At 72.0% G+C, this 24,104-nt stretch carries 25 protein-coding genes and 1 tRNA gene; 16 read left to right on the plus strand and 10 right to left on the minus strand.

Features of this window, described 5'->3' with window-relative positions; translation table 11 throughout:
• Positions 1 to 55 precede the first annotated feature (55 nt).
• The 14 genes from CSC66_RS02250 to CSC66_RS02315 all read left to right on the plus strand — a co-directional run bounded on the left by CSC66_RS02250 (position 56) and on the right by CSC66_RS02315 (position 10,477).
• Positions 56 to 553 carry a DUF3293 domain-containing protein gene (locus tag CSC66_RS02250; protein WP_162375733.1) on the plus strand — a complete coding sequence of 166 codons (498 nt, stop codon included), beginning with the start codon at positions 56 to 58 and terminating at the stop codon, positions 551 to 553.
• A 142-nt stretch (positions 554 to 695) separates the two neighbouring features.
• Positions 696 to 1,334 carry a heme ABC exporter ATP-binding protein CcmA gene (gene ccmA, locus CSC66_RS02255; RefSeq protein WP_162375734.1) on the plus strand — a complete coding sequence of 213 codons (639 nt, stop codon included), beginning with the start codon at positions 696 to 698 and terminating at the stop codon, positions 1,332 to 1,334.
• Positions 1,331 to 2,035 (plus strand): heme exporter protein CcmB, encoded by a 705-nt coding sequence (gene ccmB, locus CSC66_RS02260; protein WP_162375735.1) that lies wholly within the window; start codon positions 1,331 to 1,333, stop codon positions 2,033 to 2,035. The genes ccmA and ccmB overlap by 4 nt, the downstream gene beginning before the upstream one ends.
• Positions 2,036 to 2,365: 330 nt before the next feature.
• A complete protein-coding gene (locus CSC66_RS02265; protein ID WP_162375736.1) occupies positions 2,366 to 3,115 on the plus strand; it encodes a heme ABC transporter permease in 750 nt (249 codons plus the stop codon).
• A complete protein-coding gene (ccmD, locus tag CSC66_RS02270) occupies positions 3,112 to 3,288 on the plus strand; it encodes a heme exporter protein CcmD (protein WP_162375737.1) in 177 nt (58 codons plus the stop codon). Before CSC66_RS02265 ends, ccmD begins: the two co-directional genes overlap by 4 nt.
• The gene (gene ccmE / locus CSC66_RS02275; protein ID WP_162375738.1) at positions 3,285 to 3,764 is read left to right on the plus strand and encodes a cytochrome c maturation protein CcmE; all 480 of its coding nucleotides are present in this window, start codon (positions 3,285 to 3,287) and stop codon (positions 3,762 to 3,764) included. The genes ccmD and ccmE overlap by 4 nt, the downstream gene beginning before the upstream one ends.
• Before the next feature lie 99 nt (positions 3,765 to 3,863).
• On the plus strand, positions 3,864 to 5,786 hold the full coding sequence (locus tag CSC66_RS02280; RefSeq protein ID WP_162375739.1) for a heme lyase CcmF/NrfE family subunit: 1,923 nt from the start codon (positions 3,864 to 3,866) through the stop codon (positions 5,784 to 5,786).
• A 10-nt stretch (positions 5,787 to 5,796) separates the two neighbouring features.
• Positions 5,797 to 6,387 (plus strand): DsbE family thiol:disulfide interchange protein, encoded by a 591-nt coding sequence (locus tag CSC66_RS02285; protein ID WP_162375740.1) that lies wholly within the window; start codon positions 5,797 to 5,799, stop codon positions 6,385 to 6,387.
• An 80-nt stretch (positions 6,388 to 6,467) separates the two neighbouring features.
• Positions 6,468 to 6,893, plus strand: a complete 426-nt coding sequence (locus CSC66_RS02290; protein WP_162375805.1) for a cytochrome c-type biogenesis protein — start codon at positions 6,468 to 6,470, stop codon at positions 6,891 to 6,893.
• Complete coding sequence (locus CSC66_RS02295) at positions 6,887 to 7,951, plus strand: tetratricopeptide repeat protein (RefSeq protein ID WP_162375741.1); 1,065 nt, start codon at positions 6,887 to 6,889, stop codon at positions 7,949 to 7,951. The genes CSC66_RS02290 and CSC66_RS02295 overlap by 7 nt, the downstream gene beginning before the upstream one ends.
• Before the next feature lie 189 nt (positions 7,952 to 8,140).
• Complete coding sequence (metX, locus tag CSC66_RS02300; protein ID WP_162375742.1) at positions 8,141 to 9,280, plus strand: homoserine O-acetyltransferase MetX; 1,140 nt, start codon at positions 8,141 to 8,143, stop codon at positions 9,278 to 9,280.
• 75 nt (positions 9,281 to 9,355) lie between these two features.
• Entirely contained in the window at positions 9,356 to 9,949 is a 594-nt protein-coding gene (locus tag CSC66_RS02305) for a cysteine dioxygenase family protein (RefSeq protein WP_162375743.1), read from the plus strand.
• Positions 9,950 to 9,986: 37 nt separating this feature from the next.
• Positions 9,987 to 10,072, plus strand: a tRNA-Leu gene (locus tag CSC66_RS02310).
• 117 nt (positions 10,073 to 10,189) lie between these two features.
• Positions 10,190 to 10,477 carry a DUF3247 family protein gene (locus CSC66_RS02315; RefSeq protein WP_162375744.1) on the plus strand — a complete coding sequence of 96 codons (288 nt, stop codon included), beginning with the start codon at positions 10,190 to 10,192 and terminating at the stop codon, positions 10,475 to 10,477.
• Between the two features lie 73 nt (positions 10,478 to 10,550).
• Here CSC66_RS02315 and CSC66_RS02320 read toward each other — a convergent pair whose 3' ends face one another.
• The 8 genes from CSC66_RS02320 to CSC66_RS02355 all read right to left on the minus strand — a co-directional run bounded on the left by CSC66_RS02320 (position 10,551) and on the right by CSC66_RS02355 (position 18,160).
• A complete protein-coding gene (locus CSC66_RS02320; RefSeq protein WP_162375745.1) occupies positions 10,551 to 10,784 on the minus strand; it encodes a hypothetical protein in 234 nt (77 codons plus the stop codon).
• Positions 10,785 to 10,935: 151 nt separating this feature from the next.
• A complete protein-coding gene (locus CSC66_RS02325) occupies positions 10,936 to 11,364 on the minus strand; it encodes a hypothetical protein (protein ID WP_162375806.1) in 429 nt (142 codons plus the stop codon).
• A gap of 53 nt (positions 11,365 to 11,417) precedes the next feature.
• Positions 11,418 to 11,627 carry a PspC domain-containing protein gene (locus tag CSC66_RS02330; protein ID WP_162375746.1) on the minus strand — a complete coding sequence of 70 codons (210 nt, stop codon included), beginning with the start codon at positions 11,625 to 11,627 and terminating at the stop codon, positions 11,418 to 11,420.
• 31 nt (positions 11,628 to 11,658) lie between these two features.
• Positions 11,659 to 12,084, minus strand: a complete 426-nt coding sequence (locus CSC66_RS02335) for a YfeK family protein (RefSeq protein WP_162375747.1) — start codon at positions 12,082 to 12,084, stop codon at positions 11,659 to 11,661.
• Positions 12,084 to 13,169: a class III poly(R)-hydroxyalkanoic acid synthase subunit PhaC gene (locus CSC66_RS02340; protein ID WP_162375748.1), complete on the minus strand. Its 1,086-nt coding sequence runs from the start codon at positions 13,167 to 13,169 to the stop codon at positions 12,084 to 12,086. The genes CSC66_RS02335 and CSC66_RS02340 overlap by 1 nt, the downstream gene beginning before the upstream one ends.
• Complete coding sequence (locus tag CSC66_RS02345; RefSeq protein WP_162375749.1) at positions 13,166 to 14,704, minus strand: poly(R)-hydroxyalkanoic acid synthase subunit PhaE; 1,539 nt, start codon at positions 14,702 to 14,704, stop codon at positions 13,166 to 13,168. The genes CSC66_RS02340 and CSC66_RS02345 overlap by 4 nt, the downstream gene beginning before the upstream one ends.
• Positions 14,705 to 14,764: 60 nt before the next feature.
• Positions 14,765 to 15,379 carry a CDP-alcohol phosphatidyltransferase family protein gene (locus CSC66_RS02350; protein ID WP_162375750.1) on the minus strand — a complete coding sequence of 205 codons (615 nt, stop codon included), beginning with the start codon at positions 15,377 to 15,379 and terminating at the stop codon, positions 14,765 to 14,767.
• Between the two features lie 918 nt (positions 15,380 to 16,297).
• Positions 16,298 to 18,160 carry a D-(-)-3-hydroxybutyrate oligomer hydrolase gene (locus tag CSC66_RS02355; protein ID WP_238394213.1) on the minus strand — a complete coding sequence of 621 codons (1,863 nt, stop codon included), beginning with the start codon at positions 18,158 to 18,160 and terminating at the stop codon, positions 16,298 to 16,300.
• 134 nt (positions 18,161 to 18,294) lie between these two features.
• Between CSC66_RS02355 and CSC66_RS02360 the strand changes: the two genes are divergently transcribed.
• Positions 18,295 to 19,053, plus strand: coding sequence for a 3-hydroxybutyrate dehydrogenase (locus CSC66_RS02360; protein ID WP_162375751.1), 759 nt, complete (start codon positions 18,295 to 18,297; stop codon positions 19,051 to 19,053).
• Between the two features lie 12 nt (positions 19,054 to 19,065).
• Positions 19,066 to 19,731, plus strand: coding sequence for a response regulator transcription factor (locus CSC66_RS02365; RefSeq protein WP_162375752.1), 666 nt, complete (start codon positions 19,066 to 19,068; stop codon positions 19,729 to 19,731).
• 302 nt (positions 19,732 to 20,033) lie between these two features.
• Here the strand turns inward: CSC66_RS02365 and CSC66_RS02370 are convergent, their stop codons facing one another.
• Positions 20,034 to 20,522 carry an NUDIX hydrolase gene (locus CSC66_RS02370; RefSeq protein ID WP_162375753.1) on the minus strand — a complete coding sequence of 163 codons (489 nt, stop codon included), beginning with the start codon at positions 20,520 to 20,522 and terminating at the stop codon, positions 20,034 to 20,036.
• 146 nt (positions 20,523 to 20,668) lie between these two features.
• Positions 20,669 to 24,031 (minus strand): PAS-domain containing protein, encoded by a 3,363-nt coding sequence (locus CSC66_RS02375; protein ID WP_162375754.1) that lies wholly within the window; start codon positions 24,029 to 24,031, stop codon positions 20,669 to 20,671.
• Positions 24,032 to 24,104 lie beyond the last annotated feature (73 nt).

Raw genomic sequence — 24,104 nt, forward strand, 5'->3', positions numbered from 1 at the left:
CGTGGGAGCGGGACGGCCGAGTGTACGCAATGGCGATGGCCGGCGATGATGGTGCATGGCACAGGAAGGCATCCCGCCGGTGGACACCACGACGCTGCTCGAGGCCTACCTCGCCGCGGTTTACCGCGCGCAGGTGGAGGGCGCGTCGCTGCCGCTGCGCGTCGGCGAGCCCGCCCCGGCGCTGGACGCGGCGGTGCCGGCCGCGCCCGGCGCCGTCGCAACCTGGACCCTGGTGACCGCATGGAATCCGCAGTCGCGACCGCAGGACGCAGGCGCCAACGCGACCGCCGACGCCGCGCTGCACGCCTGGCTGCGGGCCCGGGGACTGCGGGCATGGCCTGCGGTGGGCGGCAGCGTCGACGGGCAATGGGAAGAACACGGCTGGCTGGTGGCCGGCCTGGAGGCGGCCACCGCCGACGCCCTGGCCCGCCGCCACGACCAGGCCGGCATCCTCCACTGGCCACGGGGCGCGCCCGTGCGCCTTCGCATGTACCGCGAGCGTCCGCCCGGCAACCGCACCGGCTGGGTCGACTGGGTGCAGCGGCCGCGTTGAGGCGGCCGCCGCGCCGTCGCACCACCGAATGCGACCCCATCGGGACGGCGCGTACGGGGAAGCAGCATCCGACAAGTGTGTCCAGCCACTGGCGCCGGCCGGGCGCCCTGCGTCGCAGGGTGCACCGCTACAATGCGCGCCGATGACCGATTCGACCCCTTCCCCGCTGCTGGCCGCCCATGGCCTGGCGTTCGCCCGCAACGAGGAGCCGGTGTTCGGTCCGCTCGATTTCGCCGTCGATGCCGGCGAGGCGCTGCTGGTCCAGGGAAGCAACGGCAGCGGCAAGACCACCCTGCTGCGGGTGCTGGCCGGGCTGCTGCGCGCCGACGCCGGCCGGATCGAGATCGAGGGCCACCGCGCCGCACCGTCGCTGCGCGCCCACGCGATCGCCTACCTGGGCCACCTGCCGGCGCTGAAGGGCGAGCTGTCGGTGCTGGAGAACCTGGACTTCCTGTGCGGCCTGCATGGCCGCCGGCCGGACCAGCATCCTGCTGACGCCCTGGCCATCGTCGGCATGGCCGGCTACGAGGACGCCCCGGCGCGCCAGCTGTCGGCCGGGCAGAAGAAGCGCGTCAGCCTGGCCCGGATGTGGCTGGCGCCGGCGCCGCTGTGGCTGCTCGACGAGCCCTACGCGAACCTGGACCTGGACGGCATCAACCTGGTCAACCGGATGATCTCCGCGCACCTGCGCGAGGGCGGCGCCGCACTGGTGACCACCCACGGCGCCTACGCCGCCCCGCCGGTGCGCACGCGCATGCTCGAACTCGGGGTGGCTGGGTGAGCGCGGCCCCGGCGGATTCCAGCCCCTCCCTGCTCCAGGCCGGCCGCGCCCTGCTGCTGCGCGACCTGCGCCTGGTCTGGCGCCGCCGCGGCGACGCGCTGCAGCCGGCGCTGTTCGCGCTTCTGGTGGTGGTGATGTTCGCCCTGGCGCTGGGCGGCGGCCGCCAGGTGCTGCGCGATTTCGTCGCCCCCTACGCGATCTGGGTGGCGGTGCTGCTGGCCGGCCTGCTCTCGCTGGACAGCCTGTTCCGCGGCGATGCCGAGGACGGCTCGCTGGAGCAGTGGGTACTGGCGCCGGTGCCGCTGGCCTGGCTGGTGGCGGTGCGCACCTTCGGCCACTGGCTGACCACCGCGGTGCCGCTGCTGCTGGTGGTGCCGGCGCTGGGCGAATTCCTGTACCTGCCGCATGCGCAGCTGCCGCTGCTGATGCTGACCCTGCTGCTGGGCACGCCGGTGCTGAGCCTGCTCGGCGCGGTGGTCGCGGCGCTGACCGTGGGCCTGAAGCGCTCGGGCATCCTGGTGGCGCTGCTGGCCCTGCCGCTGTACGTGCCGGTGCTGGTATTCGGGGCCGGCAGCGTGGCGGCGGCCGCGCAGGGACTGGATGCCAGTGGCTCGCTGCTGCTGATGGCGGCGATGCTGGTCGCCTCGGCGGCGCTGGCGCCGCTGGCGGCCGCGGCGGCGATCCGGATCGCGCAGGGCTGAGGCGGCTCAGCCGGGCAAGCCCGGCTCTACGGGAAAGGCGTGCCTTCCGCCGTGTCGCCCGCACGGCAGGTAGCCGGGAGATTGCGTGCGATCAATGCGACTGCCGGCACGCCGGCGCACCATGGCTGCCACCGGACGGACGGCAGCCGGACGCTCCCGTGCGCCTGGCCCGCGCCAGCCCGCCCTGAACGGGTCGGACACTTTGACCAGGCGTTTCGCTTGGCCCGGGGGGCGGAGTCTGGAAAAATGCCCCGGACACCAGCACGTCCAGCCTGTCCGGCCGGCCCCCGTGGCCTGCCGGCGCCAACCGCGAGCGATGCAATACCTCCCATGAACCCGGTGATCCGCTGGTTCCACCTCCTCGGCTCGCCGCCGTACTTCGACCGCTTCGCCGCGCGCTGGGCGCCGTGGTGCTGGCTGGCGGCGGTGCTGGTGATGGGGGTGGGCCTGTGGCAGGCGCTGTTCGTGGTCCCGGCCGACTACCAGCAGGGCGACAGCGCGCGGATCCTGTACATCCACGTGCCGGCGGCCTGGATGAGCATGTTCGTGTTCGCGCTGATGGCGCTGTACGCGGCCATCGCCCTGGTCTGGCGGATCAAGCTGTGCGAGGTCCTGGCCATGGCCTGCGCCCCGGTCGGCGCGGCCTTCACCGTGATCACCCTGGCCACCGGTTCGATCTGGGGCAAGCCGATGTGGGGGACCTGGTGGGACTGGGACCCGCGCCTGACCACCGAGCTGATCCTGCTGTTCCTGTACCTTGGGGTGATCGGCCTTTACCACGCCGGCGACGACCGCCGCGCCTCGGCGCGCATGGCCGGCCTGCTGGCAATCGTCGGCGTCGCCCTGCTGCCGGTGATCCGCTATTCGGTGGAGTGGTGGGATTCGCTGCACCAGGGCCAGACGATCCGCGTGTTCGGCGAGTCGAGCATGGACCCGAGCATGGTCGCGCCGCTATGGTGGATGGTGGCCGGCACCAAGTTCTGGTTCGCCGGTTCGCTGCTGTCGCGCGCCCGCGCCGACAACCTGCGCCGCGAGGCGGGCAAGGACTGGGTGCGCAAGCTGGCCGAGGAGGCCGCGTGAGCTACCTGCCCTACCTGGTCGGCGCGTATGCGGTGTTCGCGCTGGTGTTCCTGTGGGATTTCCTGGCGCCGCGGCTGCAGCTGCGGCGCGAACTGCGCGCGGTGCGCCTGCGTGCGCGCCGCGAACGCACGCCGGCCACGCGTGCCGACCCGGCCGCGGAGCTGAAGCGATGAACCCGACCCGACGCCGCCGCCTGGCCTTCGTCGCCCTGCTCGTGCTCGCCTCCGGCGTTGCCACCGCGCTGGTGGCCATGGCCCTGCAACGCAACGTGGCCTACCTGTACACGCCGGCCGAGGTGCTGCGCGGCGAAGCCGGCGCCGAAGTCGCCTCAGGCCAGGCCCGCTTCCGCCTGGGTGGCATGGTGGAGAAGGATTCGTTCCAGCGCGCGCCCGGCTCGATGGATGCGCACTTCAAGGTCACCGATGGCGACGCGCAACTGCCGGTGGTCTACACCGGCATCCTCCCCGACCTGTTCCGCGAAGGACAGGCGGTGGTGGCCACCGGGCGCATGCGGGATGGCGTGTTCGTCGCCGAGAACGTGCTGGCCAAGCACGACGAGACCTACATGCCCAAGGAAGTGGCCGACAAGATGGGCAAGGCCCACCAGAAGCACGACGTGCAGGCGCCGGCGGCGGGGTCCGCGCCTTGACCGGCGCGATGCGGGCCGGAAGCGGCCGTGGCGGTGCGCGCGCCGTCCGCCATGCGGTGACGGGCCGCGCCGATGGCCGTGGTGTCGGGGGAGGCGCGGATGCTGCCTGAGCTCGGCCAGGTACTGCTGGCGCTGGCGTTGCTGGTGGCGCTGCTGCAGGCGGTGCTGCCGCTGGCTGGCGCCCATCGCGGCAACCCGGCCTGGATCGCCGTCGCCCGCCCGTCCGCCTATGCGCAGCTGCTGCTCATCGGCGGCGCCTACGCGATCCTGACCTGGGCCTTCGTGGTCCAGGATTTCTCGGTCCGCTACGTGGCGGTGAACTCCAACACGCTGCTGCCGATGGTCTACCGCTACACCGCGGTGTGGGGCTCGCACGAAGGTTCGTTGCTGCTGTGGACGCTGATCCTGGCGTGCTGGAACGGCGCGGTGGCGCTGTTCTCGCAACGCCTGCCGCAGCCGGTGGTGGCGCGCGTACTGGGCACGCTGGGCATCGTCGGCTTCGGCTTCCTGGCGTTCCTGATCTTCACCTCCAACCCGTTCGTGCGCCTGCTGCCGGCACCGCTGGAGGGTCAGGACCTCAATCCGCTGCTGCAGGACCCGGGGATGATCATCCACCCGCCGATGCAGTACATCGGCTGGGCCGGCTTCTCGGTGCCGTTCGCCTTCGCCATCGCCGCGCTGCTGGACGGACGCGTGGACGCGCGCTGGCTGCGCTGGACGCGGCCGTGTACGAACGTGGCCTGGGCGTTCCTGACCGTGGGCATCGGCCTGGGGAGCTGGTGGGCCTACTACGAGCTGGGCTGGGGCGGCTGGTGGTTCTGGGATCCGGTCGAGAACGCGGCCTTCATGCCCTGGCTGGTCGGCGCGGCACTGATCCACTCGCAGGCGGTGACCGAGAAGCGCGGCAGCTTCGCCGGCTGGACCCTGCTGCTGGCGATCGCCGCGTTCTCGCTGTCGCTGATGGGGACCTTCCTGGTGCGTTCGGGCGTGCTGACCAGCGTGCACTCGTTCGCCGCCGACCCCTCGCGCGGCCTGTTCATCCTGGTTTTCCTCAGCCTGGTCATCGGCGGCTCGCTGCTGCTGTACGCACTGCGCGCCGGCCGGCTGCAGGCCGGCGCCGGATTCCAGCCCGCCTCGCGCGAGACCCTGTTGCTGCTCAACAACCTGCTGCTGACCTGCGCCTGCGCGATGATCCTGCTGGGCACGCTGTATCCGCTGATCGCCGATGCGCTGGGCCTGGGCAAGATCTCGGTCGGGCCGCCCTACTTCGGCATGCTGTTCCTGGTACTGATGGCGCCGCTGGTGGCACTGGTGCCGTTCGGCCCGCTGACCCGCTGGCAGCGCGACCAGCCCTCGCGGGTGCTGGCGATGCTGCTGCCCTGGCTGGGCGTCGCCGTGGGCCTGGGCGTGGCCGCGTACTTCACCGCGCCGCAGGGTCCGTGGAAGACCGCGGTGGGCGTGGCCGGCGCGGCCTGGATCGGGCTGGGCACGCTGCGTTTCGTCTGGAGCCGGCTGGGCAATGGCGGCCGCATGACCGCCGAGATGTGGGGCATGACCCTGGCCCACCTCGGCATCGGCGTGTTCCTGGCCGGCGCGCTCCTGGTGGAGGCGCAGAACGTGCAGCGCGAAGTCGCGCTCAAGCCGGGCCAGTCGCTGCAGGTCGGTGGCTATACGTTCGTGTTCCAGGGCGTGGACCAGACCCAGGGGCCGAACTACCTGTCCGACCGCGGCCACGTGCAGGTGCTGCGCGGCGGCCGCGAACTGGAGCTGCTGCACCCGGAAAAGCGTGCCTACGCCAGCGGCGGCCAGGTGCTGACCGAAGCGGGCATCCGTCCGGGCTTCACCGGCGATGTCTTCGTGGCGCTGGGCGAATCGCTGGGCGAGGATGCCTGGGCGGTGCGGGTGCACCTGAAGCCCTTCATCCGCTGGATCTGGGCCGGCGCGCTGCTGATGGCGCTCGGCGGCCTGTTGACCGCGGCCGACCGCCGCTTCCGCCGGCTCCCCCAGGAGACCGCCACATGAGGACCTGCGCATGAACGCACCGCACGGCGGCGACGCCCAGAAGCCCCAGGGACTGCCGGTGGTCGCCGTGGTCATCGGCGCCCTGTTCTTCATAGGCCTGCTCGGCCTGATGGCCTACGGGGTGATGCGCTCGGGCGATGCCGACCGCGACGTGCTGCCCTCGGCGCTGATCAACCGTCCCGCGCCGGATTTCGTGCTGCCGGTCCTGCATGACCCATCGGTGACGATCGCCGCCGCCGACCTGCGCGGCGCACCCTACCTGCTCAACGTGTGGGGCAGCTGGTGCGCGGCCTGCCGCGACGAGCACCCGGTGCTGACGAAGTTCGCCGAGACCCGCCGCGTGCGCGTGGTCGGCTACAACTGGAAGGACGAACCGGCCGATGCGTTGCGCTGGCTGGAGCAGTTCGGCAACCCGTTCTTCGTCGTGCTCGCCGACCAGGAAGGCCGCTATGCGCTGGACTGGGGCGTGGCCGGCGCGCCGGAGACCTTCCTGGTCGACGGCAGCGGCATCGTCCGCTGGAAGCACACCGGGCCGCTGACCGACGAGGTCGTCGCCACCCGGCTGCTGCCGGCGCTGGAACAGGTGGAGCGCGCGCAGTGACCCGACGCGTGCTCGCGCTGCCTGCGGCCGTACTCGAGGGCGTCCTGGCCGCATTCATCGTCCTGGCCTGCGCAGCGGGCATGGACGGCGCGCGGGCGCAGCCGGCCGGCGACGCCGCGCCACTGGTGTTCGACAGCACCGCCGAGGAAGCCCGCTTCCACGCACTGACCGCCGAGCTGCGCTGCGTGATGTGCCAGAACCAGTCGCTGGCCGATTCCAACGCGCAGATCGCCCAGGACATGCGCCGCGAAGTGCTGGCGCTGATGCGCCAGGGCAAGTCCGACGCGGAAGTGAAGGCATTCCTGGTCGAGCGCTACGGCCAGTTCGTGCTGTACCGCCCCCAGGTCGCCGCCAGCACCTGGCTGCTGTGGTTCGGCCCGGGCCTGGTGCTGCTCGGCGGCACGGCAATGGTGTGGTGGATCGTTCGCCGGCGCTCGGCCGCCCCCCCCGCGCAGGCGCGCGACGCGCACGGTCCGCAGCAGGGCGACGGAGACCAGGAATGGTGATCCCCACGACCGCGGTATTCGCCGCGCTGGCCACCGCCGTCATCCTGGGCGTGCTGGCCTGGGTCCTGTGGCCGCTGCGGCGCCAGCGCGCGCTGGCCTGGGCGGCGATCGTGCTCGTGCTGGGCGTGGGCGTGCTGGCCCTCTACCGGCTGGTCGGTACGCCGGCGGCGCTGCAGCAGTCCGCGGCCACCGCGCCCTCGCAGAGCCTGGAAGACGCCGTGCTGGAGTTGCAGGCCGAACTGGAGCGCAACCCGAACCAGCCGGAGGGCTGGGCGCTGCTGGCCCGCTCGCAGGCCGCGCTGGGCAACCCGATCGCCGCGCGCGACGCGTATGCGCGTGCCGTGCAGCTGGCGCCGGACGAGCCCGCGCTGCTGGTCGACGCGGCCGAATCGCGCGCCCTGGCCGATCCGCAGCGCCGCTTCGACGAACAGGCGGTGGCCTGGCTGCGCCGTGCGCTGGAGCGCGACCCGAGCACCTCGCGCGCAACCTGGTTCCTGGGCGTCTCGCAGCGCCAGGCCGGCCAGAACGCGGAAGCGGCCCGGACCTGGGAGTCCCTGCTCGGTTCGGTCGACGCGGCCACCGCCGCCAGCCTGCGCGTGCAGATCGACCAGGCGCGCGCCGAAGCCGGGCTGCCGCCCTTGCCTGCCGCCGGCGACGCCGGCATCGCTGCCGCTGGCGCCGATACCGGCGGGGCCGCGGCCCCGCCGCACGGGCTGGCGGTGAAGGTCTCGCTGGACCCGGCGTTCGCCGAACGCGTGCGGCTGCGCGGCGACGCCACCGTGTTCGTGATCGCGCGCGTGCCCGGCGGCCCGCCGATGCCGGTGGCGGTGGAACGCCACGCGTTGCAGGACCTGCCGCTGCAAGTGCTGCTGGACGATGCCGACAGCCCGATGCCGACCCAGAAGCTGTCGTCGCTGCAGGAAGTGGAGGTGCTGGCCCGGGTGTCGGCCAGCGGCAGCGCCAACCGCGGTGAAGGCGACCTGGAATCGGAACCGGTGCGCGTGACCCTGCCCGCCGCACAGCCGGTGGACCTGGTGATCGGCACCGCCCACCCGTAACACGACGCATCGTAGAGCGGGGCTTGCCCCGCTATCTCTCCATCCCGGCTTCGTCGCCTCCAAAGCGGGGCAAGCCCCGCTCTACGAAGGCCGAGCCCCGCTCCGCATCCGCCGGCCACCGCTTGCGGGACTCACCTTCCCGCCGCTCCGCTGCGACAAGCGCGCCGATGCCGGTACACTCCGGCCCCTATGTCCCCGGCTCACCCCCACGAGTTCATTCCGCCCGGCAGCCGCTTCCACGCGCTGGCTTCGCCGTTCCCGATGAAGCGAGGCGGCGTGCTGCATGGCGCTCGGATCGCCTATGAAACCTGGGGCACGCTGTCGCCGGCGCGCGACAACGCGGTGCTCATACTGACCGGGCTGTCGCCCGACGCGCACGCGGCGTCGAGCGCGGCCGACCCGACGCCCGGCTGGTGGGAGGCGATGCTCGGACCGGGCAAGCCGATCGACAGCGACCGCTGGTTCGTGGTCTGCGTCAACTCGCTGGGCAGCTGCAAGGGCTCCACCGGCCCGGCCTCGATCGACCCGGCCACCGGCCAGGCTTACCTGCTCTCGTTCCCCGAGCTGTCGATCGAGGACATCGCCGACGCGGCCGCCGAAGTGGTGCGCGGGCTGGGCATCGAGCGGCTGGCCTGCGTGATCGGCAATTCGATGGGCGGGATGACCGCGCTGTCGCTGCTGGCGCGCCACCGGCGCATCGCGCGCGCGCACATCAACATCTCCGGCAGCGCGCGCGCGCTGCCGTTTTCCATCGCCGTGCGCTCGCTGCAGCGCGAGGCCATCCGCCTGGATCCGAACTGGAACGGCGGCGAGTACGACGACGCCACCTACCCCGAATCGGGCATGCGCATCGCACGCAAACTGGGCGTGATCACCTACCGCTCGGCGCTGGAATGGGACGGCCGCTTCGGCCGCGTGCGCCTGGACGAATCCGCCAGCGCCGAGGACGATCCGTTCGGCCTGGAATTCCAGGTGGAAAGCTACCTGGAAGGCCACGCGCGCCGGTTCGTCCGGCGGTACGACCCCAACTCCTACCTCTACCTGAGCCGCTCGATGGACTGGTTCGACCTGGCCGACCAGGCCGGGGGCGACACCCTGGCCGCACTGGCCGCGCTGGCCGGCAACGGCGTCGAACAGGCGCTGGCGATCGGCGCCAACACCGACATCCTGTTCCCGGTCCAGCAGCAGCAGGAAGTGGCCGAAGGACTGGCCCGCGGTGGCGCGGAAGCGGAGTTCATCGGCATGGATTCGCCGCAGGGTCACGACGCGTTCCTGGTCGACTTCGAACGCTTCGGCCCGGCGGTGCGCGGGTTCCTCGACCGCCTCTGAGCACGGTTGCACGGGAAACATTTCGCTAACGGACGCGCCGCTACCCTGCCCGCCTGTCCCGACAAGACCCGTCCCGTGCATTTCACCGGCAAGGAAAAACTGGTCGCGGCGCTCGATGCGGCGGTGCGGCTGGACGAGGAGCACGCCATCACCACCGCCCTGCGGCAGGCCCTGGTCGCCCTGTTCGCCGACCGCGAAGTCGGCCTGCCGCGCAGCGTGCTCGAACCCATCGCCGACCACTATGCGCGCCGCGAACTGCACGTCAGCCCGGAGCTGGGCTACAGCGTGGTCGCCATGACCTGGGGGCCGGGCCAGGGCACGCGCATCCATGACCACGATGGCGCCTGGTGCGTGGAAGGCGTCTGGCATGGCCGTCTGGCGATCACCCAGTACGAACCGCGCGAGCGCCGGGACGGACGCTGGCGCTTCATCCGCATGGGCGACATCGAGGCCGGGCCCGGCAGCGCCGGCAGCCTGATCCCGCCGCACGAGTACCACGCGATCCGCAACCCCAGCGACGCCGGCATCGCCGTCTCCCTGCACGTCTACCAGCGCCCGCTGCTGCGCTGCCACGTGTTCGTGCCGGAGGACGCCGACGCTCCCTGCGCGGGCGATGGCGGCTGGATGCGCCGGGAAGAGCGCCTGCTGGGCACAGACGCGGGCCGATAGCCGCCTCCCCGCCGCGGCCGCTATACTGCCGGCCCGCGCCGAAGTGGCGGAATGGTAGACGCAGCGGACTCAAAATCCGCCGGCCTTAAAACCGTGTGGGTTCGAGTCCCACCTTCGGCACCACGCAAGGGCAAAGGGCCAGGCTTCGCAGCCTGGCCTTCTGTTTTTCTGCGCGGCCCCTCACGCGGCCCTTGCGCCCGCGGGTGCATCGTTGCCGCATCCGCCGACACGGAGATGCGCATGAACGAGCACCCCGAACGCCTGCTCGCCGGCGACGCCGCCGTGGCCCACCTCAACGCATTGATCCTGGCCCTGGACGACGAGGAGCAGGTCCGGTTGACGCTGGACGATGGGCAGCTGGTCGAGGGCGTGGTCGCGGTGCGACCGTCGCTGCAGGTGTTCCGCGAGCGCGACGGCAGCCAAGGCTACACCGCCCTGCTGCGGCTGGAGCCACTGGCTGGCGATGCGCCGCCGCGGTACCTGTGGCTGGATCGCATCCAGGCGGTATCCAGGCTGGGCAGCGCGTGATTACCCCGGTTCGCGGGGACGTCTTCGCTGGCCGGTCGCGGGCGACCGCGTCCCAGCCCGGCGCTGCAGTTCCTCAGGCAGCCGCCGCCGCGTCGTAGTGCCTGGAGACCAGGCCGGCGATCAGGTCCTCGCACAGCGACTCCAGCGCCATGATCCGCACCGTGCCGTAACGGGCCAGGCGGACGATGCGCTCGACGTAGATCTCGCGTCCGTATTCGACGGTTTCCAGCATCGACTTGGTGAAGCCGTGCGGCATGAAGCCACGGGTGCCATCCTTGCTGCCACCCACGTAAAGGACGATGCTCATTCGGCCGTTCCTCTTGTTCTTGTTAGTTGCTGTCGGTCGATGCGCGGCAGTGTGCCGGATGCGCCGTTAGCACCATGTGCAACAGAGGATAGGAACCGCATGTTTCGCCGCGCTGACGCGCAGGTTTCGGTTGTCCGCGATCAGGCGCGATTCAGACCAGTGAGCGCGGCGTCCATGGCCACCAGCCGCGACCGTGGATCGCGTAGTGGTCGGCCGCGCGTTCGAACGGATTGCGCACCGAGATGCCGCCGCACAGGAAGTACACCGGTACGAACAGCGGGCCCAGCAACATGTATTGGTAGACATGCGCGCGCTCGTGGTCGCCCAGCCGCACCTGCGGATGCGAGCAGCGGCCAGCGCGATGCTCGTAGGTCAGGCAGGTGGCTTCGAGGTCATGGCCGGTGGCCAGCACCACGTTGCCCAGCGTCATCGCCCCGCCCGGCCCCCAGGGCCAGCGGACGAATACCAGCGCGCGATCGCGGACGCTGAAGCGCGGCCTCGCACCGGCGGGCATGCCGGCCAGGCCCGCCAGCAGGCCGAGCAGCGTCCACGGCGAAGCCCAGGCGATGCCGGCGACCATGCCCGGCCAGAACAGCCAGTGCCGGCGCCGCGGCACCCCTGCGCCGTCGCCGGTCAGTCGGCTTCGTTGGGGATCAGCAACCACAGCACGAGGTAGACCAGGATGCCCGGGAAGGCGGCCGACAGCAGCGATCCGATCACGTACAGGATCCGCAGCCAGGTCGAGCTCCAGCCATAGCGGTGGGCGATGCCGCCCATCACCCCGGCGATCATGCGGTCGTTGAGCGAGCGGGACAGTCCGGGACTGGCGTTGCTTGCGTTCATGCGCGGTCTCCGTCGGGCTGGCGTGGCCAGTCTAGCGCGGCGCTGGCCGGCCACGCAGTGAATCCAGGCGCGCGCGGAGCCAGTCGCCGGCATCGACCTCCGGCTGGCCCGGGCAGGCCACCCGGTAGGGCCGTCCGCTGAAGCTGCTGCGGGTGGCGGCCTGGTCGATGAACGTTTCCGCGTCGCCGGCCAGCTGCCTGCGTCGGGCGTAATCGTATTTGCGCTGCAGGTGCGCCTGGGCGCGTGCGGCATCGTGCCAGTGGCCATTGCGCTGGAAGCGGCAGCCGGACTGGCCGATCGCGGCGATCAGTGCGCGGACCTCGCTGTCGGCCACCGCGGCGGGAGTCGGCACCGCTGGCTGCGCATGCACCATTGCCGGCAGGCAGGCGACGAGCAGCCACGGCAGCGCCGCGAGCGCGCGGGCGCCGCGAGCGCGCGGCGCCGGGCGCGAGCGCATCAGGTGCCGCCGCGGGTGGACAGCCAGCGGTGGATCGCCGCCGGCACCTCGCGCTGGGCGCGGCTGGAGACGTAGATGCCGATATGCCCGCCCTTGAAGCCGAGCTCGGTGTAATCCTCGCTGCCCACCAGGCCGGCCAGCGCGCGCGAGGCGTCCGGTGGCACCAGGTGGTCCTGCTCGGCGTAGATGTTCAGCACCGGCATGCCGACGAAGCCCAGGTCCACCTTCTGCCCGCCGACCTGGGCGGTGCCGTTGACGAAGGCGTTGCCCTGGTAGAACTGCTTGATGAAGTCGCGGAAGGCTTCGCCGGCCTGGTCGGGCGAATCGAAGATCCACTTCTCCATGCGCAGGAAATCCTCGACCGCCTTCGGGTTGTCGAGCGTGTCGACCAGGCCTACGTACTTCTGCAGGTTCAGCCGGAACGGCTTGAGCATGAGGTAGCTGGCGTTCATCAGGTCGGCCGGGACATTGCCCAGCGCGTCGACGAACAGGTCCACGTCCAGTTCGCGCACCCAGCTGGAAAGCATGTTGTCGGGCGTCTGGAAATCGACCGGGGTGACCATGGTCACCAGGTTGCGCACCTTCTCCGGGTGCAGCGCGGCGTAGCACAGCGAGAAGGCCCCGCCCTGGCACACGCCCAGCAGGTTGACCGGGCCGCCGCGCGTGGCGGCCAGGTGGTCGACCGCGCCGTCGATGTAGCGGTTGATGTAGTCGTCCAGGGTCAGGTAGCGGTCCGAGCGGTCCGGATAGCCCCAGTCGATCACGTACACGTCCAGGCCCAGCGCCAGCAGGCCCTTGACCAGCGAGCGGTCGGCCTGCAGGTCGACCATGTACGGCCGGTTGACCAGCGCGTAGACGATCAGCAGCGGCGGGCCCTTCGCCTTCGCCGGCGCGTCGCCGACGAAGCGGTACAGCACGGTCTTGCCGTCGCGCCACACTTCCTCGCGGGCGGTGGCGCCGTACTCCACGTCCTCGACCTGTCCCAGCACCCGCGTGCCTTCGGCCAGGTGCTTCTGGAACTCCCAGGCCTCGGTGGCCAGGTCCAGCGGATTGAACTGCAACGGCCCGAACGATCCGGCGCTCATCGGCTACGCCCCTTGCGCTTGCCGCCGCCCGCGTCGCTGCCGGCAGGCGTGGCGGCCAGGTTGCGGCTGACCCAGTCCTTCATCGACACGACCTTGCCGGCCGCAGCCGGCACCGTCGCCGGCTGGGCCTTGCGGACGCTGCCGCGCTTGGCTGTCCCGGCGGTCGCACTACCCCCACGCGCGCTTCCGGCCTTGGCCACGCGTGCCTTGCGCGCGGTGGAGGTCGATGCCTGCGGCACCCGCTTGGCGGCCGCCTTGGCCGGCGCGCGGCGCGACGCCGTGCCCGCCGGCTTGCGTGCCGCGGCGGCGACCGCGGGCGTCGCTTCGTTCGTGCGCGGCATGTCGGCAGGCGTCGCGGGAAGTGCCTTCCCCTTGGCCGCCGATGTCGGCTTGCGCGCGGCGGCTGCCGGCTTGCGCCGGGACGTCGCGGCTGGCTTGGCCGTAACGGATGTGCGTGTGGCCGTGGCCTTGCCCGGCTTCTTCGCAGCCGGATTCGCCTTCGCCGTCGGCGTCGCCTTCTTTGCTGACCTGATCGGCTTTGTCGCCGTCTTGGCCGGCGCAGCCGCCTTCGCTACCGGCTTGGCGGCTCGCCGTGGAGCAGGCTTCGTCGTGCGTGCCGGCGCCACCTGCGCGGCGGCCTCGGCAGCCTCGGCGGGCGCACGGCCTGCCGGGGCCTGCGCCGCGCGTGGCGCCGCATTGGCCCGGCGCGCGGCATGCAGCGCGCGATCCAGCTCGGCGACCTTGCGGTGCAGCGCATCGAGCTCGCTGCGTCCGGGCAGCCCCAGCAGCGCGCCGAACTGTTCGACTTCCTGCTGCAGCTTCAAGCGCAGCCGCATCAGCGCGTTGGTCATCTCCGCGTACGCGTGCCGGTACTCGGCCGACAACGCGACGTCGGCCCAGGCATCCTCGGCCGCGTCGATCCACAGGTCAAACAGCGCACGCGCCGACTCCAGCCGCTTGCCGGGGGCGTCGTGCTGTTCGAGCAGCCGCTCGAAGCGCGCGAACGCCGCCTGCCCGGCCTGCGCCAGCTGCGCGTTGAAGGCCTCGTTGCTCTGCTCCCATTGCTGCCAGGCCAGGGCCAGCGCCTGCAACCGTTCCTGGTGCTCGCGCGCCGGGCCGAAGGCCGGCCGCTGCAGCCACTCCGCGCCCTGCTGGCGCAGCGGCTTGAGCAGCATGTCCAGCAGCGGGCGCATCTGCTCCAGCCAGTCGCCACCGGCCAGCCCGCCGTGCATCGAACGCAACATGCCGGCAAACGGATCGGCGGCCTGGCCGCCCATCATCTCGCGCCAGGCGCCGGCCACGTCCGCCGCGCTGCCGCCGCCGCTGAAGTCGGCCGCCAGCCGCTGCATGCGCTGGTACCAGTCGTAGGTCCCGGCGCCCATGCCCATGGCGCCCAGGCCCGGCGGCATGGCCCCGGCCAGCCCCCAGGCATCGGGCATCCCGCCCCGGCCGAGCAGCTCGTTCCAGGTGTTCCAGTACTGCCGGGCCAGCGACTCGAAGTCGCCGGGAAACTGCCCGAAGGGTGCGTTGGCCATGAATCCTCCCGTACGCGGAGGATTCTAGCGCCCCGCGCCGTCGCGGGGCGTGGTCCCGGCTCAGGGCTTGGGAATGCGCAGGGTCTTGCTGATCATCAGCGAGCCGGACAGCGCGAACAGCAGCACCAGCGGGTGCAGCCGCCACGGACCGAGCTGCCAGTAGCCCCACCACAGGTCCTCGCCGATCCGGCCCAGCGAGGCGGCCACGGCCAGCACCACCACCAGCGCCAGGCTGGTCGGGATCGGCGTGCCTTCGAAGTACTTCACCTTGTCCTCGCCGACGGACAGCTGCTCGGCGGTGACGTTGTAGCGGGCCAGCCGGCTGACCCCGCAGCCGACGAAGTACGACAGCACCAGCCAGTCCCAGCCGCCCTGCATGCCGCAGGCGTAGGCCAGCGCGGCCGGGGCCACGCCGAAGGAGATCACGTCGGCCAGCGAATCCAGCTCCCGGCCCAGGGTCGAGGACGACTTGCGCCAGCGCGCGATGCGCCCGTCGAGCGCGTCGAAGATGAAGGCCAGCGGGATCAGCGCCATGCCCAGCAGCAGGTCCGCCACCCGCCCCTCGTGCAGGAAGCGCATCGCTGCGAAGATCGCGCCGGTGCCGCAGAAGGCATTGGCCAGGGTGAACCAGTCGGCCAGCTGGAAGTCGCGCAGCATCGAGAAGTGGCGGTTCATGCGGTCGCCCGGGTCGGAGGTCGGGGACAGGATACCCAGCGGCGGCGTGGAGGCGGAGTGGGCTTGGGACTGCCCGGGCCTTCCGCACTTCGGGAAGCTGAAGGCACAACAGCCAGGCAGAAGCAGAGGCAGAGGCAGAGGCAGAGGCAGAGGCAAGCGTCGTTGGCTCCGGACGGGGCCGCCGTGCCCCGGGGGTATGGCTTACCCCTCGGGACGGCATCCTGCCTTTACGAGGGGCCGTGGCACATCCCTGTGCCACTTGCGCCATACCCCCGGGACACGGCGGCCTCGCGGCTTGGAGTGCGTGGCTGCGATCGGAGCGGCAACAGCAACAGCAACAGCAACAGCAACGGCAACGACAACTGCAACGGCAACGGCAACGGCAACCGCAACCGCAACAGCAACCGCAACGAAAACCGCAAAGACAAAAGCCCCCTTCCCAGCCCTCCCTTAGCCTGCGGCGAAAGGGAGGGGCAAAGCGCCGCACGTCGCTGGCGGCCGGCTGCCTTCGCCGCCGGCTGCTTTCCTGTAGGAGCGGGCATGACCGCGACACGGGCGTCGGGATCATGAGGGCGTCGCCTGGGCCGACGGCGTCGGTGCCGCGGTCATGCCCGCTCCTACAAAGAGCCAGACCGTGGGGCTGTTAAGCGGAGCCACAATCCGGACGCGCCCGAAGACGCGTCAGGCCGGGGGATTGCGGCAGCGGACAGGGATGTCCGCGTCGGCGCGTCGGCACAGGGAGGTGCCGTCGCGCCGACCGCAATCCCCCCGGCCTGGCGCGGCTCCCTCCGAAGCCGACCACGCGCGGCGCTTTTGCCTCGACCCTCGCCCGGCAAGCACAGCGTCACGGAAACCGGTGCCGGTGCGCTTTGCTCCCACCCGATGAGGCACCCGCGAGCCCGCAGGCGCATCCGGCGCTCAGCGCGGCATCGGCAGCTGCGCGGCCTCCACCGCGCCGGCGCCACGACCGCGCGCCTCGATCACCGCATCGGCAGGCAAGCCGCCCTCCCCGTCCAGGTGCGCCGCAACCCGGTCCAGCGCCGCGTACACGTACGGGAGCATCGGCGCGTAGCGCGCACCGTAGGCCGGCAGTCCCAGGAACGCATCGAAGTGCTCGCCGTTGCGCACCTGCCAGTAACGCACCTGCGTGCGGCCCGCCTCGCGCGCGGCAGCCACATAGGGCGCGCTGGTGAACGCCGGCGGCACCAGCCCGTCGTCGGTGCCATGCACGACCAGCACCGGCACGTCGGCGCGCGGCATCGACGCACGCGTGGCGGCGATGCCCGCGCGCACGCCGTCGGCGGCCTGGCCCTTGCCGTCGTACAGGTCGCGCAGGCACTGCAGCCCGGCGCGGGTGAAGTCCGGCGGCGCCAGCTTCACGTCGACGATGCCCACGCCATTGCCCGGCGGGATGCCCGCCGCATCGGACCACCACACGCCACGCTCGGCCGCAGTGGCCGCGCGCGGACTGAAGTCCGGGTTCTGCGCCGAGAACGCGAAGCCGCACGGATGCGCACCCACCCCATGGCGACCGTAGGCCGAGGCATAGGTCACCGCCACCGAGCGCCACAGGTCGAAGCCCACGCTCAGCGCGCCGGCCTTCAAGGCCTCGTCCGTCCAGCCGGTGGCCCGCATCCGCTCGTAGGCCGAGCGCGCCTGGGCGGCGGTGTCGCCGCCCTGCACCAGCCCGCTGGCCTGCAGCGTGGCGCAACGCAGCGCCCAAAGCGGCTCGACCTGGGTCCGCAGCGGCGGCTGCGGCAGGCTGTCGGCGGGCAGGTGCAGCAGCGCGCACGGCATCAGCAGCGCGGCCTCGGTGGCGAAGTCGTACAGCGGACGGCCGCCATGGGCGTCGACGAACACGTTCGGCTCGCCCGCCACCACCGCGTCGAGCCAGTCGCCATCCAGTTCGGCCGCCCGCAGCACCGCGCCGCCGCCGTTGGAGATGCCGACTGCGATGATGCGGGTGTTGTCGAAGGTGAACGGCGCCGCGTGCGGAAAGGCCCGGTCCAGCGACGACAGCGCGAACTGCGCCGCCTGCTGCACGTGCCGGCCCCAGTCGGCCTCCGGGTTGTCCTGCGAATGGGCGTGCTTGAACGCCACCCCGCTCGCACCGGCAGGAACCTGCGGCACGAAGGCCAGGTCGGTGGCCTCGCCGATCCGACCCGGCGTGCCGTCCAGGCGCACGCCGATGCCCGCGTCCAGGTCGACATAGTCGGTGCCGGCACCCTTGTCGGTGTAGGCCACCGCGCAGCCCTTCGGCAGCGCCCACGGACCGGCCACGGCGATCGCGCCATACACGCCGCGCGAACCGGAGGCCGGTGCCACGACCACGCAGCGCCTCTGCGGGTGGAACGCGTCCGGCACCTGCACCAGCACCCGGTGCGGCTGGGTCGCGCCGGGCAAGGTGGCCAGCGCCGAATACTCCCGCCCCGGCACCGGAGCGACGCTGCCGTACACCGTGCCGTAGCCGCCCGCCGGCGACAGGTCGGCGATGCCGCGCCAGTTGGCCCAGATCGCGCGCCGGCGCAGCTCGGCCGCGGTCGGATTGTCCGCGTCGGCAAACGCCGGTGGCGCCATCGCGCGCAGGCCGTCCAGCCCCAGGCCGGCGGTGAGCAGGTCGTCGCTGCCGCGATGTTCGGTGACGCGTTGCGGTTCGATCATGGGATGGGCCGACCCGGCGGCACTGTCGCGGGGGGAAGCACTGCTGCAGGCGGCCAGCACGCTGGCACCGAGCAGGCTGGTGAACATGGTCAGGAACGGTAGGCGCGGCAGGCGTGTCATCGCGGGACCCGGCATGAGGGATGCTGGCACGCTACCGGCCGCGCCGGCCGGCCGTCATCGTACTTTGGTACCAAGCCCGGCTGGGCATGGCTTGCTAAGCTGGCCCTGACAGATCGCCCAGCCCGGACACTCCCATGCGCAGCATCCTCATCACCGGCGCGGCCAGCGGTATCGGCGCCGGCATCGCCCATGAACTGGCCGCCGCCGGCCACCATGTCATCGTCAGCGACCTGGCCCTGGACGCCGCCGAAGCGACCGCCGCCGACATCCGCGGCAAGGGCGACTCGGCCGAAGCGGTGGCGCTGGACGTGACCTCCGACCAGAGCGTGGCCGCGGCGCTGGCGGCGATCTCGCGTCCGGTGGACGTGCTGGTGAACAACGCCGGCCTGCAGCACGTCTCGCCGCTGGAGGAGTTCCCGCTTGCCAAGTGGGACTTCCTGGTCCAGGTGATGCTGGTCGGCGTGGCCCGCCTCACCCGCGCGGTGCTGCCGGGCATGCGCGAGCGCGGCTTCGGCCGGATCGTCAACATCGGCAGCATCCACGCCCTCGTCGCCAGCCCGTACAAGAGCGCCTACATCGCGGCCAAGCACGGCCTGGTTGGCTTTTCCAAGGTCATCGCGCTGGAGACCGCCGACACCGACATCACCATCAACACGATCTGCCCCAGCTACGTGAAGACCCCGCTGGTGGACCGGCAGATCGCCGACCAGGCCCGCACCCGTGGCATCTCCGAGGCCGACGTGGTCAGCCAGGTGATGCTCAAGCCGATGCCCAAGGGCGTGTTCATCGAGATGGACGAACTGGCCGGCACCACCGCATTCCTCATCTCGCCGGCCGCGCGCAACATGACCGGGCAGACGCTGGTGCTGGACGGCGGCTGGACGGTGCAGTAACCGCGCCGCCCGATGCCGACCCTGCTGATCGCCGACGACCACCCTCTGTTCCGCGCCGCCCTGCGCGGTGCCGCGGCCGACGCCGTGGCCCAGCTGCAGGTGCTGGAGGCCGAATCGCTCGACGGCGTGCTGGCCGCGCTGGAGTCGCGCGGCGACGTGGACCTGGTCCTGCTGGACCTGCACATGCCCGGCAACCACGGCCTGGCCGGGCTGGCGGCGATCCGCGCGCAGTTCCCCGAGGTGGCGGTGGTGGTGGTATCGGCCAACGACGATCCGCGCGTGGTCCGGCGCGCGCTCGACCATGGCGCCGCCGGCTACCTGCCCAAGAGCTCGGGACTGGACGAGCTGCGCGATGCGATCCGCAGCGTGCTGGCCTGCGAACAGTGGCTGCCGGCGTCGCTGCGCGCGGCGGTGGCGCGCGCGCAGTCCTCGGACCAGGACACCGAACTGGCCGCGCGCCTGGCCAGCCTGTCGCCGCAGCAGTTCCGCGTGCTCACCCTGGTCGCCCAGGGCCTGCTCAACAAGCAGATCGCCGACCGCCTCGAGGTGCAGGAGCGCACGGTCAAGGCGCACCTGTCGGCGATCTTCGAGCGGTTGGGCGTGCGCAACCGCACGCAGGCCGGCGTGGTCCTGCGCGAACTGGAACTGAGCGACCCCAGCCGGCAACTCGAGGCCTGAACTTCCGGCGCGTGGAACCTCCGCCGGCATGCAGGGCTGCCGTCATGCGCTGGTCATTTTTCCGCCAACCTACTTGACGCGCCCGCCAGGCAAGGCGCTCCGGCGGTTATCCACACGCTTCTCCCGCCGCCATCCACACCCGGTGTGGAGAACCCGGGCACCTGCCCGCCATGGCCTGGTCAAATTTTCGCCATGCATCTTGACAGCGTTGCCACGCAAGGCGCCGCGGCGGTTATCCACACCGTTTTCCAGATTTCATCCACACCCGGTGTGGACAAGCGCTCAGGTCGTGGAACATCCACTCACAGGCGCGACCAGTGCCATGACTGCATCCTGCCGTCGCGGTACGGCATCACCCCGTGGAATGCACGCGGATCGGCGTCGAACACCAGCGGCAGGAACTGGCGGTCGCCGTCCCACAGCGGCAGCTCCAGGATCCGCTCCACCTCGACCCACTCCAGCGTGCCCTCCGGGTTGCGCTCCAGCGGCGTGCCGCTGAAGGCATCGATGACGAAGACGAAGCCGAGCCAGTCCTCCCCGTTCCTGCCGAAGCCCGGCCAGCTGATCGTGCCCCGCAACTGCATCGACTCGCACTCGATCCCGGCCTCCTCGCGGATCTCGCGGCGCATGCAGGCGACCACGTCCTCGTCGCGCTCGATCTTGCCGCCCAGGCCGTTGTACTTGCCCAGCTGGTGGTCGTCCGGCCGCGCGTTGCGGTGGACCATCAGCACCCGCTTGCGATCGGGCGAGAGCACGTAGCCGAGGGTGGCGACAATGGGGGTGTAGGGCATGGGATGGCCTGCAGCGAAAGACCGCGATTCTACCGGGCCCACGGCACCCCGCCTTTTTGTAGGAGCCGATTCATCGGCGACCCGAGGCGTCCGGGATGTCGACCCATCGCACGGCCAGCGACGAAGGGTCGCCGATGAATCGGCTCCTACAGGCGCGTGGCGGCGAGCATCCGGTCCAGCACCGACTTGAGCGCCAGCGGTCGCACCGGCTTGGGCAGCAGGGACAGCTCGGCCTCGTGCACGGCGCTGCGGGTCGCCTCGCCCGCATCGGCCGAGAGGATCAGGCAGGGCGCCGGGCCGTAGCGGCCACGCAGGCGCATGGCCAGGGCCACGCCGGTGTCGCCGCGGTCGAGGTGGTAGTCGAACAGCCACAGGTCGGCCGGCTGCCGGGCCAGCGCAGCGGCCGCGCCCTCGCCCTCGGCGGCGGTGGCGACCTCGCAGCCCCAGCCGGCCAGCAGCTGGGCCAGTGCCGCCAGTGCGTCGGCGTCGTTGTCGACCAGCAGGATGCGTCGACCGGCAAGTCCGCGCGCACCACCCGCCTTCACCGGAATGGACGCGGCCGGCGGCTGCACGCGCGCCACGTCCACCGCGAACACCGAACCGCGGCCCTCGCCACCGCGCAGCGTCAACGGCGCCTGCAGCAGCCGGGCGATGCGGTCGGCGATGGAGAGTCCCAGGCCCAGACCCTGCCCGCCCGCGTCCTCGCCGCGGCGGAATTCCTCGAAGATCGCCTCGCGCGCCGCTTCCGGCACGCCCGGCCCGGTGTCGTGCACCTCGATGCGTATCCGCCCGCCGCTGCGACGCACGCCGAGCACGACCCGGCCGCGCGCGGTGTAGCGCACCGCGTTGGCGAGGAAGTTCTGCAGCACGCGCCGCAGCAGCTGCGGATCGCTGTGCACCCAGGCGGTGGTCGGCCGGTAGGCGAAGCGCAGCCCGCGCTCGCCGGCCAGCGCGCGGAACTGCTCGGCCAGCGGCGCCAGCACCTCGTCGAGCGGGAACGCGCGCGGCGCCGGCACCAGCCCGCCGGCTTCCAGCCGCGACATGTCGAGCAGGCCGGTCAGCAGGTCGGTGGTCGAATCCAGGGCGCCGCCGAGCTGGCGCAGGGTTTCCCGCGGCGGGGCGACGGGCGCCCGCGGGTCCGGCGCGGTGGACAGCTGCTGCGACAGCGAATCGACGAACAGCTGCGCCGCATGCAGCGGCTGCAGCAGGTCGTGGCCGATCGCGGCCAGGAAGCGGCTCTTGGCGTCGTTGGCGTGCTCGGCTTCCTGCTTGGCCGACTCCAGCAGCGCGGTGCGCTCGGCCACGCGCTGCTCCAGGGTCTCGTTGGCGCGCAGCAGCCCCTGCTCGGCGCGGCGGAACGCGGTGACGTCGGTGAAGGTGGCGACGAAGCCGCCGCCGGGCATCGGGTTGCCGCGGATCTCGACGATTCCGCCATCCGGGAACACGCGCTCGGTCAGGTGCGGATGGCCGCTGCGCATGAATGCCAGGCGCCTCTCGACCGACCGCGCCAGCTGCCGCTCGTCGCCGCCGGGCGCGGCCATGCGCTGCAGCGACCAGCGGGTCAGGTCGGCGATCGGCCGCCCCACCTGCAGCAGTTCGTCGGGGAAGCCGAACAGTTCGGCGTAGCGCCGGTTCCAGGCCACCAGCCGCTGCTCGCGGTCGATCACGCTGATGCCCTGGCTCATGTTCTGCAGCGCCGCCTGCAGCACCTGCTGGTTGAAGCGCAGGTCCTGCGAGGCCTCGCCGACGATCGCCGCCACCGTTTCCAGGTCGCCGCTCTCGCGCCGCGCCGCGTCCAGCAGCAGGCGCGCCGAGGCGGCGCCGAGCACCGCCGACAGCTCGCGCTCCACCCGCGCCTCGACCAGCGCCGGCACCGGGCCGCTGCGCGGCGCCTGGGCCAGCAGTTCGGCGACCTTCTCGCCGGACAGGAAGCGGCGGCCGGCGTCGCGCAGCGCATCGGCGTCGAGGTTGCGGCTGGCCCGGTGCGGCGTCTCGCGCCGCCAGGCCATCGCCAGCACCGTGGCCAGGGTGCCGACGAACAGGCTCGCGCCGACCGCGCGTCCCAGCGGGCTCCACCCGGTCAACCCGAAAAGGCCGTTCGGCGCCAGCCAGCGCTGGCCGAACGGCCCGTGCTCGAGCCAGTGCGCGTCGAGCCCGGCGGCGGCGGCCAGGGTCGGCGCCAGCAGCACCCAGGCCCAGGTGAGGAAGGCGCCGACCACGCCGAGGATCGCCGCGCGCGGCGAGGTCTGTGGGCGCCACACCGCGAATGCCAGCACCGGCGCCAGCGTGGCCAGCGCCGAGAACGACAGCGCGCCGACATCGGCCAGCGCCTCGCTGCCGGCCACCAGCCGGCTGTAGGCCCAGGCCAGCAGCATGATCGCGGCGATGCCGGCGCGGCGCAGCAGCAGCAGGTCGCCGCGCCGGTCGCCGCCTTCGCCGCGCGCCCACGCGCCACGCAGCAGGCCCGGCGCGAACCAGTGGTTGCCGATCATCAGGCTCAGGGTGAGCGTGCTGACCACGACCATGCCGGTAGCGGCGCTGAGCCCGCCGAGGAAGGCGAACAGGGCCACGCCTTCGTGCCCCTGCGAGAACGGCAGCGCCAGCGCGTACATGTCCGACGGCACCGCGTCGCCCAGCAGCGCGCGGCCGGCGTGGGCCAGCGGCAGGGTCGGCGCGGCGATCAGCAGCAGGTACAGCGGGAACAGCCAGCGCGCGGTGCGCACGTCGCGCTCGTCGCGGCACTCGACCACGCCGACATGGAACTGGTGCGGCAGGATGAACATCGCCAGCGCACCGAGCAGCACCAGCGGCAGGAAGCCCCCGGCCGGCGAGGCCGGCGGCGGCGGCACGTTCGCGGCCGGCAGGGCGTCGAGCCCGAACCAGACGAACGCGCCCAGGGCCAGCATCGCCGCCAGCTTGAACAGCGACTCGAACGCCATCGCCAGCACCAGGCCGCGGTTGTGCTCGGCCGCGCTGGCGCGGCGGGTGCCGAACAGCATCGCGAACAGGGCCATGGCCAGGGCCACGTACAGTGCGCCATCGCGCCATATCGGACCACCCTCGGCCGCGCTGCGGGTCAGGGTGGCGAAGCTCATCGTCACCGCCTTCAGCTGCAGGGCGATGTACGGGATCAGCCCCAGCGCGGCCACCGCGGTGACCGTGGCCGCCAGCCACGCGTCCTTGCCCAGCCGGGTGGCGATCAGGTCGGCCAGCGAGGTGGCGTTGGTCTCGCGCGCCAGCCGCACCAGCCGGACCATGAAGGCCATGGCCAGGGCATAGAACAGGATCGCGCCGACGAAGGTCGGCGGCAGCGGCCAGCCGTAGCGCGCGGCCTGGGTGACGGTGCCGTAGAAGGTCCAGCTGGTGCAGTGCACCGCCAGCGACAGCGCGTAGACATGGCGCCAGCGGCGCGCGAACAGCGCCGGATGCCGCTCCCCGTAGAGCGCGGTGCCGAACATCAGCGCCAGCCACAGCAGGCCGGCCAGTGCCACCAGCCACAGGCTCAGCATGGCGCCTCAGCGTCGCGGTGCACTCGGATCCCCGTCGAAAACCCTGGTCCCCAGCATAACGCGACGGCGGCGG

Origin of the sequence: Pseudoxanthomonas kaohsiungensis (assembly GCF_010211765.1) — a bacterium.
Taxonomy (GTDB): domain Bacteria; phylum Pseudomonadota; class Gammaproteobacteria; order Xanthomonadales; family Xanthomonadaceae; genus Pseudoxanthomonas; species Pseudoxanthomonas kaohsiungensis.

Coding starts and splice junctions, on each gene's coding strand:
- CSC66_RS02345 (WP_162375749.1), bottom strand. CDS start 14,704: ATGGCCAACGCACCCTTCGGGCAGTTTCCCGGCGACTTCGAGTCGCTG.
- CSC66_RS02325 (WP_162375806.1), bottom strand. CDS start 11,364: ATGGTCGCCGGCATCGCCTGGGCTTCGCCGTGGACGCTGCTCGGCCTG.
- CSC66_RS02360 (WP_162375751.1), top strand. CDS start 18,295: ATGCGCAGCATCCTCATCACCGGCGCGGCCAGCGGTATCGGCGCCGGC.
- CSC66_RS02370 (WP_162375753.1), bottom strand. CDS start 20,522: ATGCCCTACACCCCCATTGTCGCCACCCTCGGCTACGTGCTCTCGCCC.
- ccmA (WP_162375734.1), top strand. CDS start 696: ATGACCGATTCGACCCCTTCCCCGCTGCTGGCCGCCCATGGCCTGGCG.
- CSC66_RS02320 (WP_162375745.1), bottom strand. CDS start 10,784: ATGAGCATCGTCCTTTACGTGGGTGGCAGCAAGGATGGCACCCGTGGC.
- CSC66_RS02265 (WP_162375736.1), top strand. CDS start 2,366: ATGAACCCGGTGATCCGCTGGTTCCACCTCCTCGGCTCGCCGCCGTAC.
- CSC66_RS02290 (WP_162375805.1), top strand. CDS start 6,468: ATGGACGGCGCGCGGGCGCAGCCGGCCGGCGACGCCGCGCCACTGGTG.
- CSC66_RS02375 (WP_162375754.1), bottom strand. CDS start 24,031: ATGCTGAGCCTGTGGCTGGTGGCACTGGCCGGCCTGCTGTGGCTGGCG.
- CSC66_RS02280 (WP_162375739.1), top strand. CDS start 3,864: ATGCTGCCTGAGCTCGGCCAGGTACTGCTGGCGCTGGCGTTGCTGGTG.
- CSC66_RS02355 (WP_238394213.1), bottom strand. CDS start 18,160: ATGACACGCCTGCCGCGCCTACCGTTCCTGACCATGTTCACCAGCCTG.
- CSC66_RS02340 (WP_162375748.1), bottom strand. CDS start 13,169: ATGAGCGCCGGATCGTTCGGGCCGTTGCAGTTCAATCCGCTGGACCTG.
- CSC66_RS02285 (WP_162375740.1), top strand. CDS start 5,797: ATGAACGCACCGCACGGCGGCGACGCCCAGAAGCCCCAGGGACTGCCG.
- CSC66_RS02350 (WP_162375750.1), bottom strand. CDS start 15,379: ATGAACCGCCACTTCTCGATGCTGCGCGACTTCCAGCTGGCCGACTGG.
- CSC66_RS02365 (WP_162375752.1), top strand. CDS start 19,066: ATGCCGACCCTGCTGATCGCCGACGACCACCCTCTGTTCCGCGCCGCC.
- metX (WP_162375742.1), top strand. CDS start 8,141: ATGTCCCCGGCTCACCCCCACGAGTTCATTCCGCCCGGCAGCCGCTTC.
- CSC66_RS02250 (WP_162375733.1), top strand. CDS start 56: ATGGCACAGGAAGGCATCCCGCCGGTGGACACCACGACGCTGCTCGAG.
- CSC66_RS02335 (WP_162375747.1), bottom strand. CDS start 12,084: ATGCGCTCGCGCCCGGCGCCGCGCGCTCGCGGCGCCCGCGCGCTCGCG.
- CSC66_RS02295 (WP_162375741.1), top strand. CDS start 6,887: ATGGTGATCCCCACGACCGCGGTATTCGCCGCGCTGGCCACCGCCGTC.
- ccmE (WP_162375738.1), top strand. CDS start 3,285: ATGAACCCGACCCGACGCCGCCGCCTGGCCTTCGTCGCCCTGCTCGTG.
- CSC66_RS02330 (WP_162375746.1), bottom strand. CDS start 11,627: ATGAACGCAAGCAACGCCAGTCCCGGACTGTCCCGCTCGCTCAACGAC.
- CSC66_RS02315 (WP_162375744.1), top strand. CDS start 10,190: ATGAACGAGCACCCCGAACGCCTGCTCGCCGGCGACGCCGCCGTGGCC.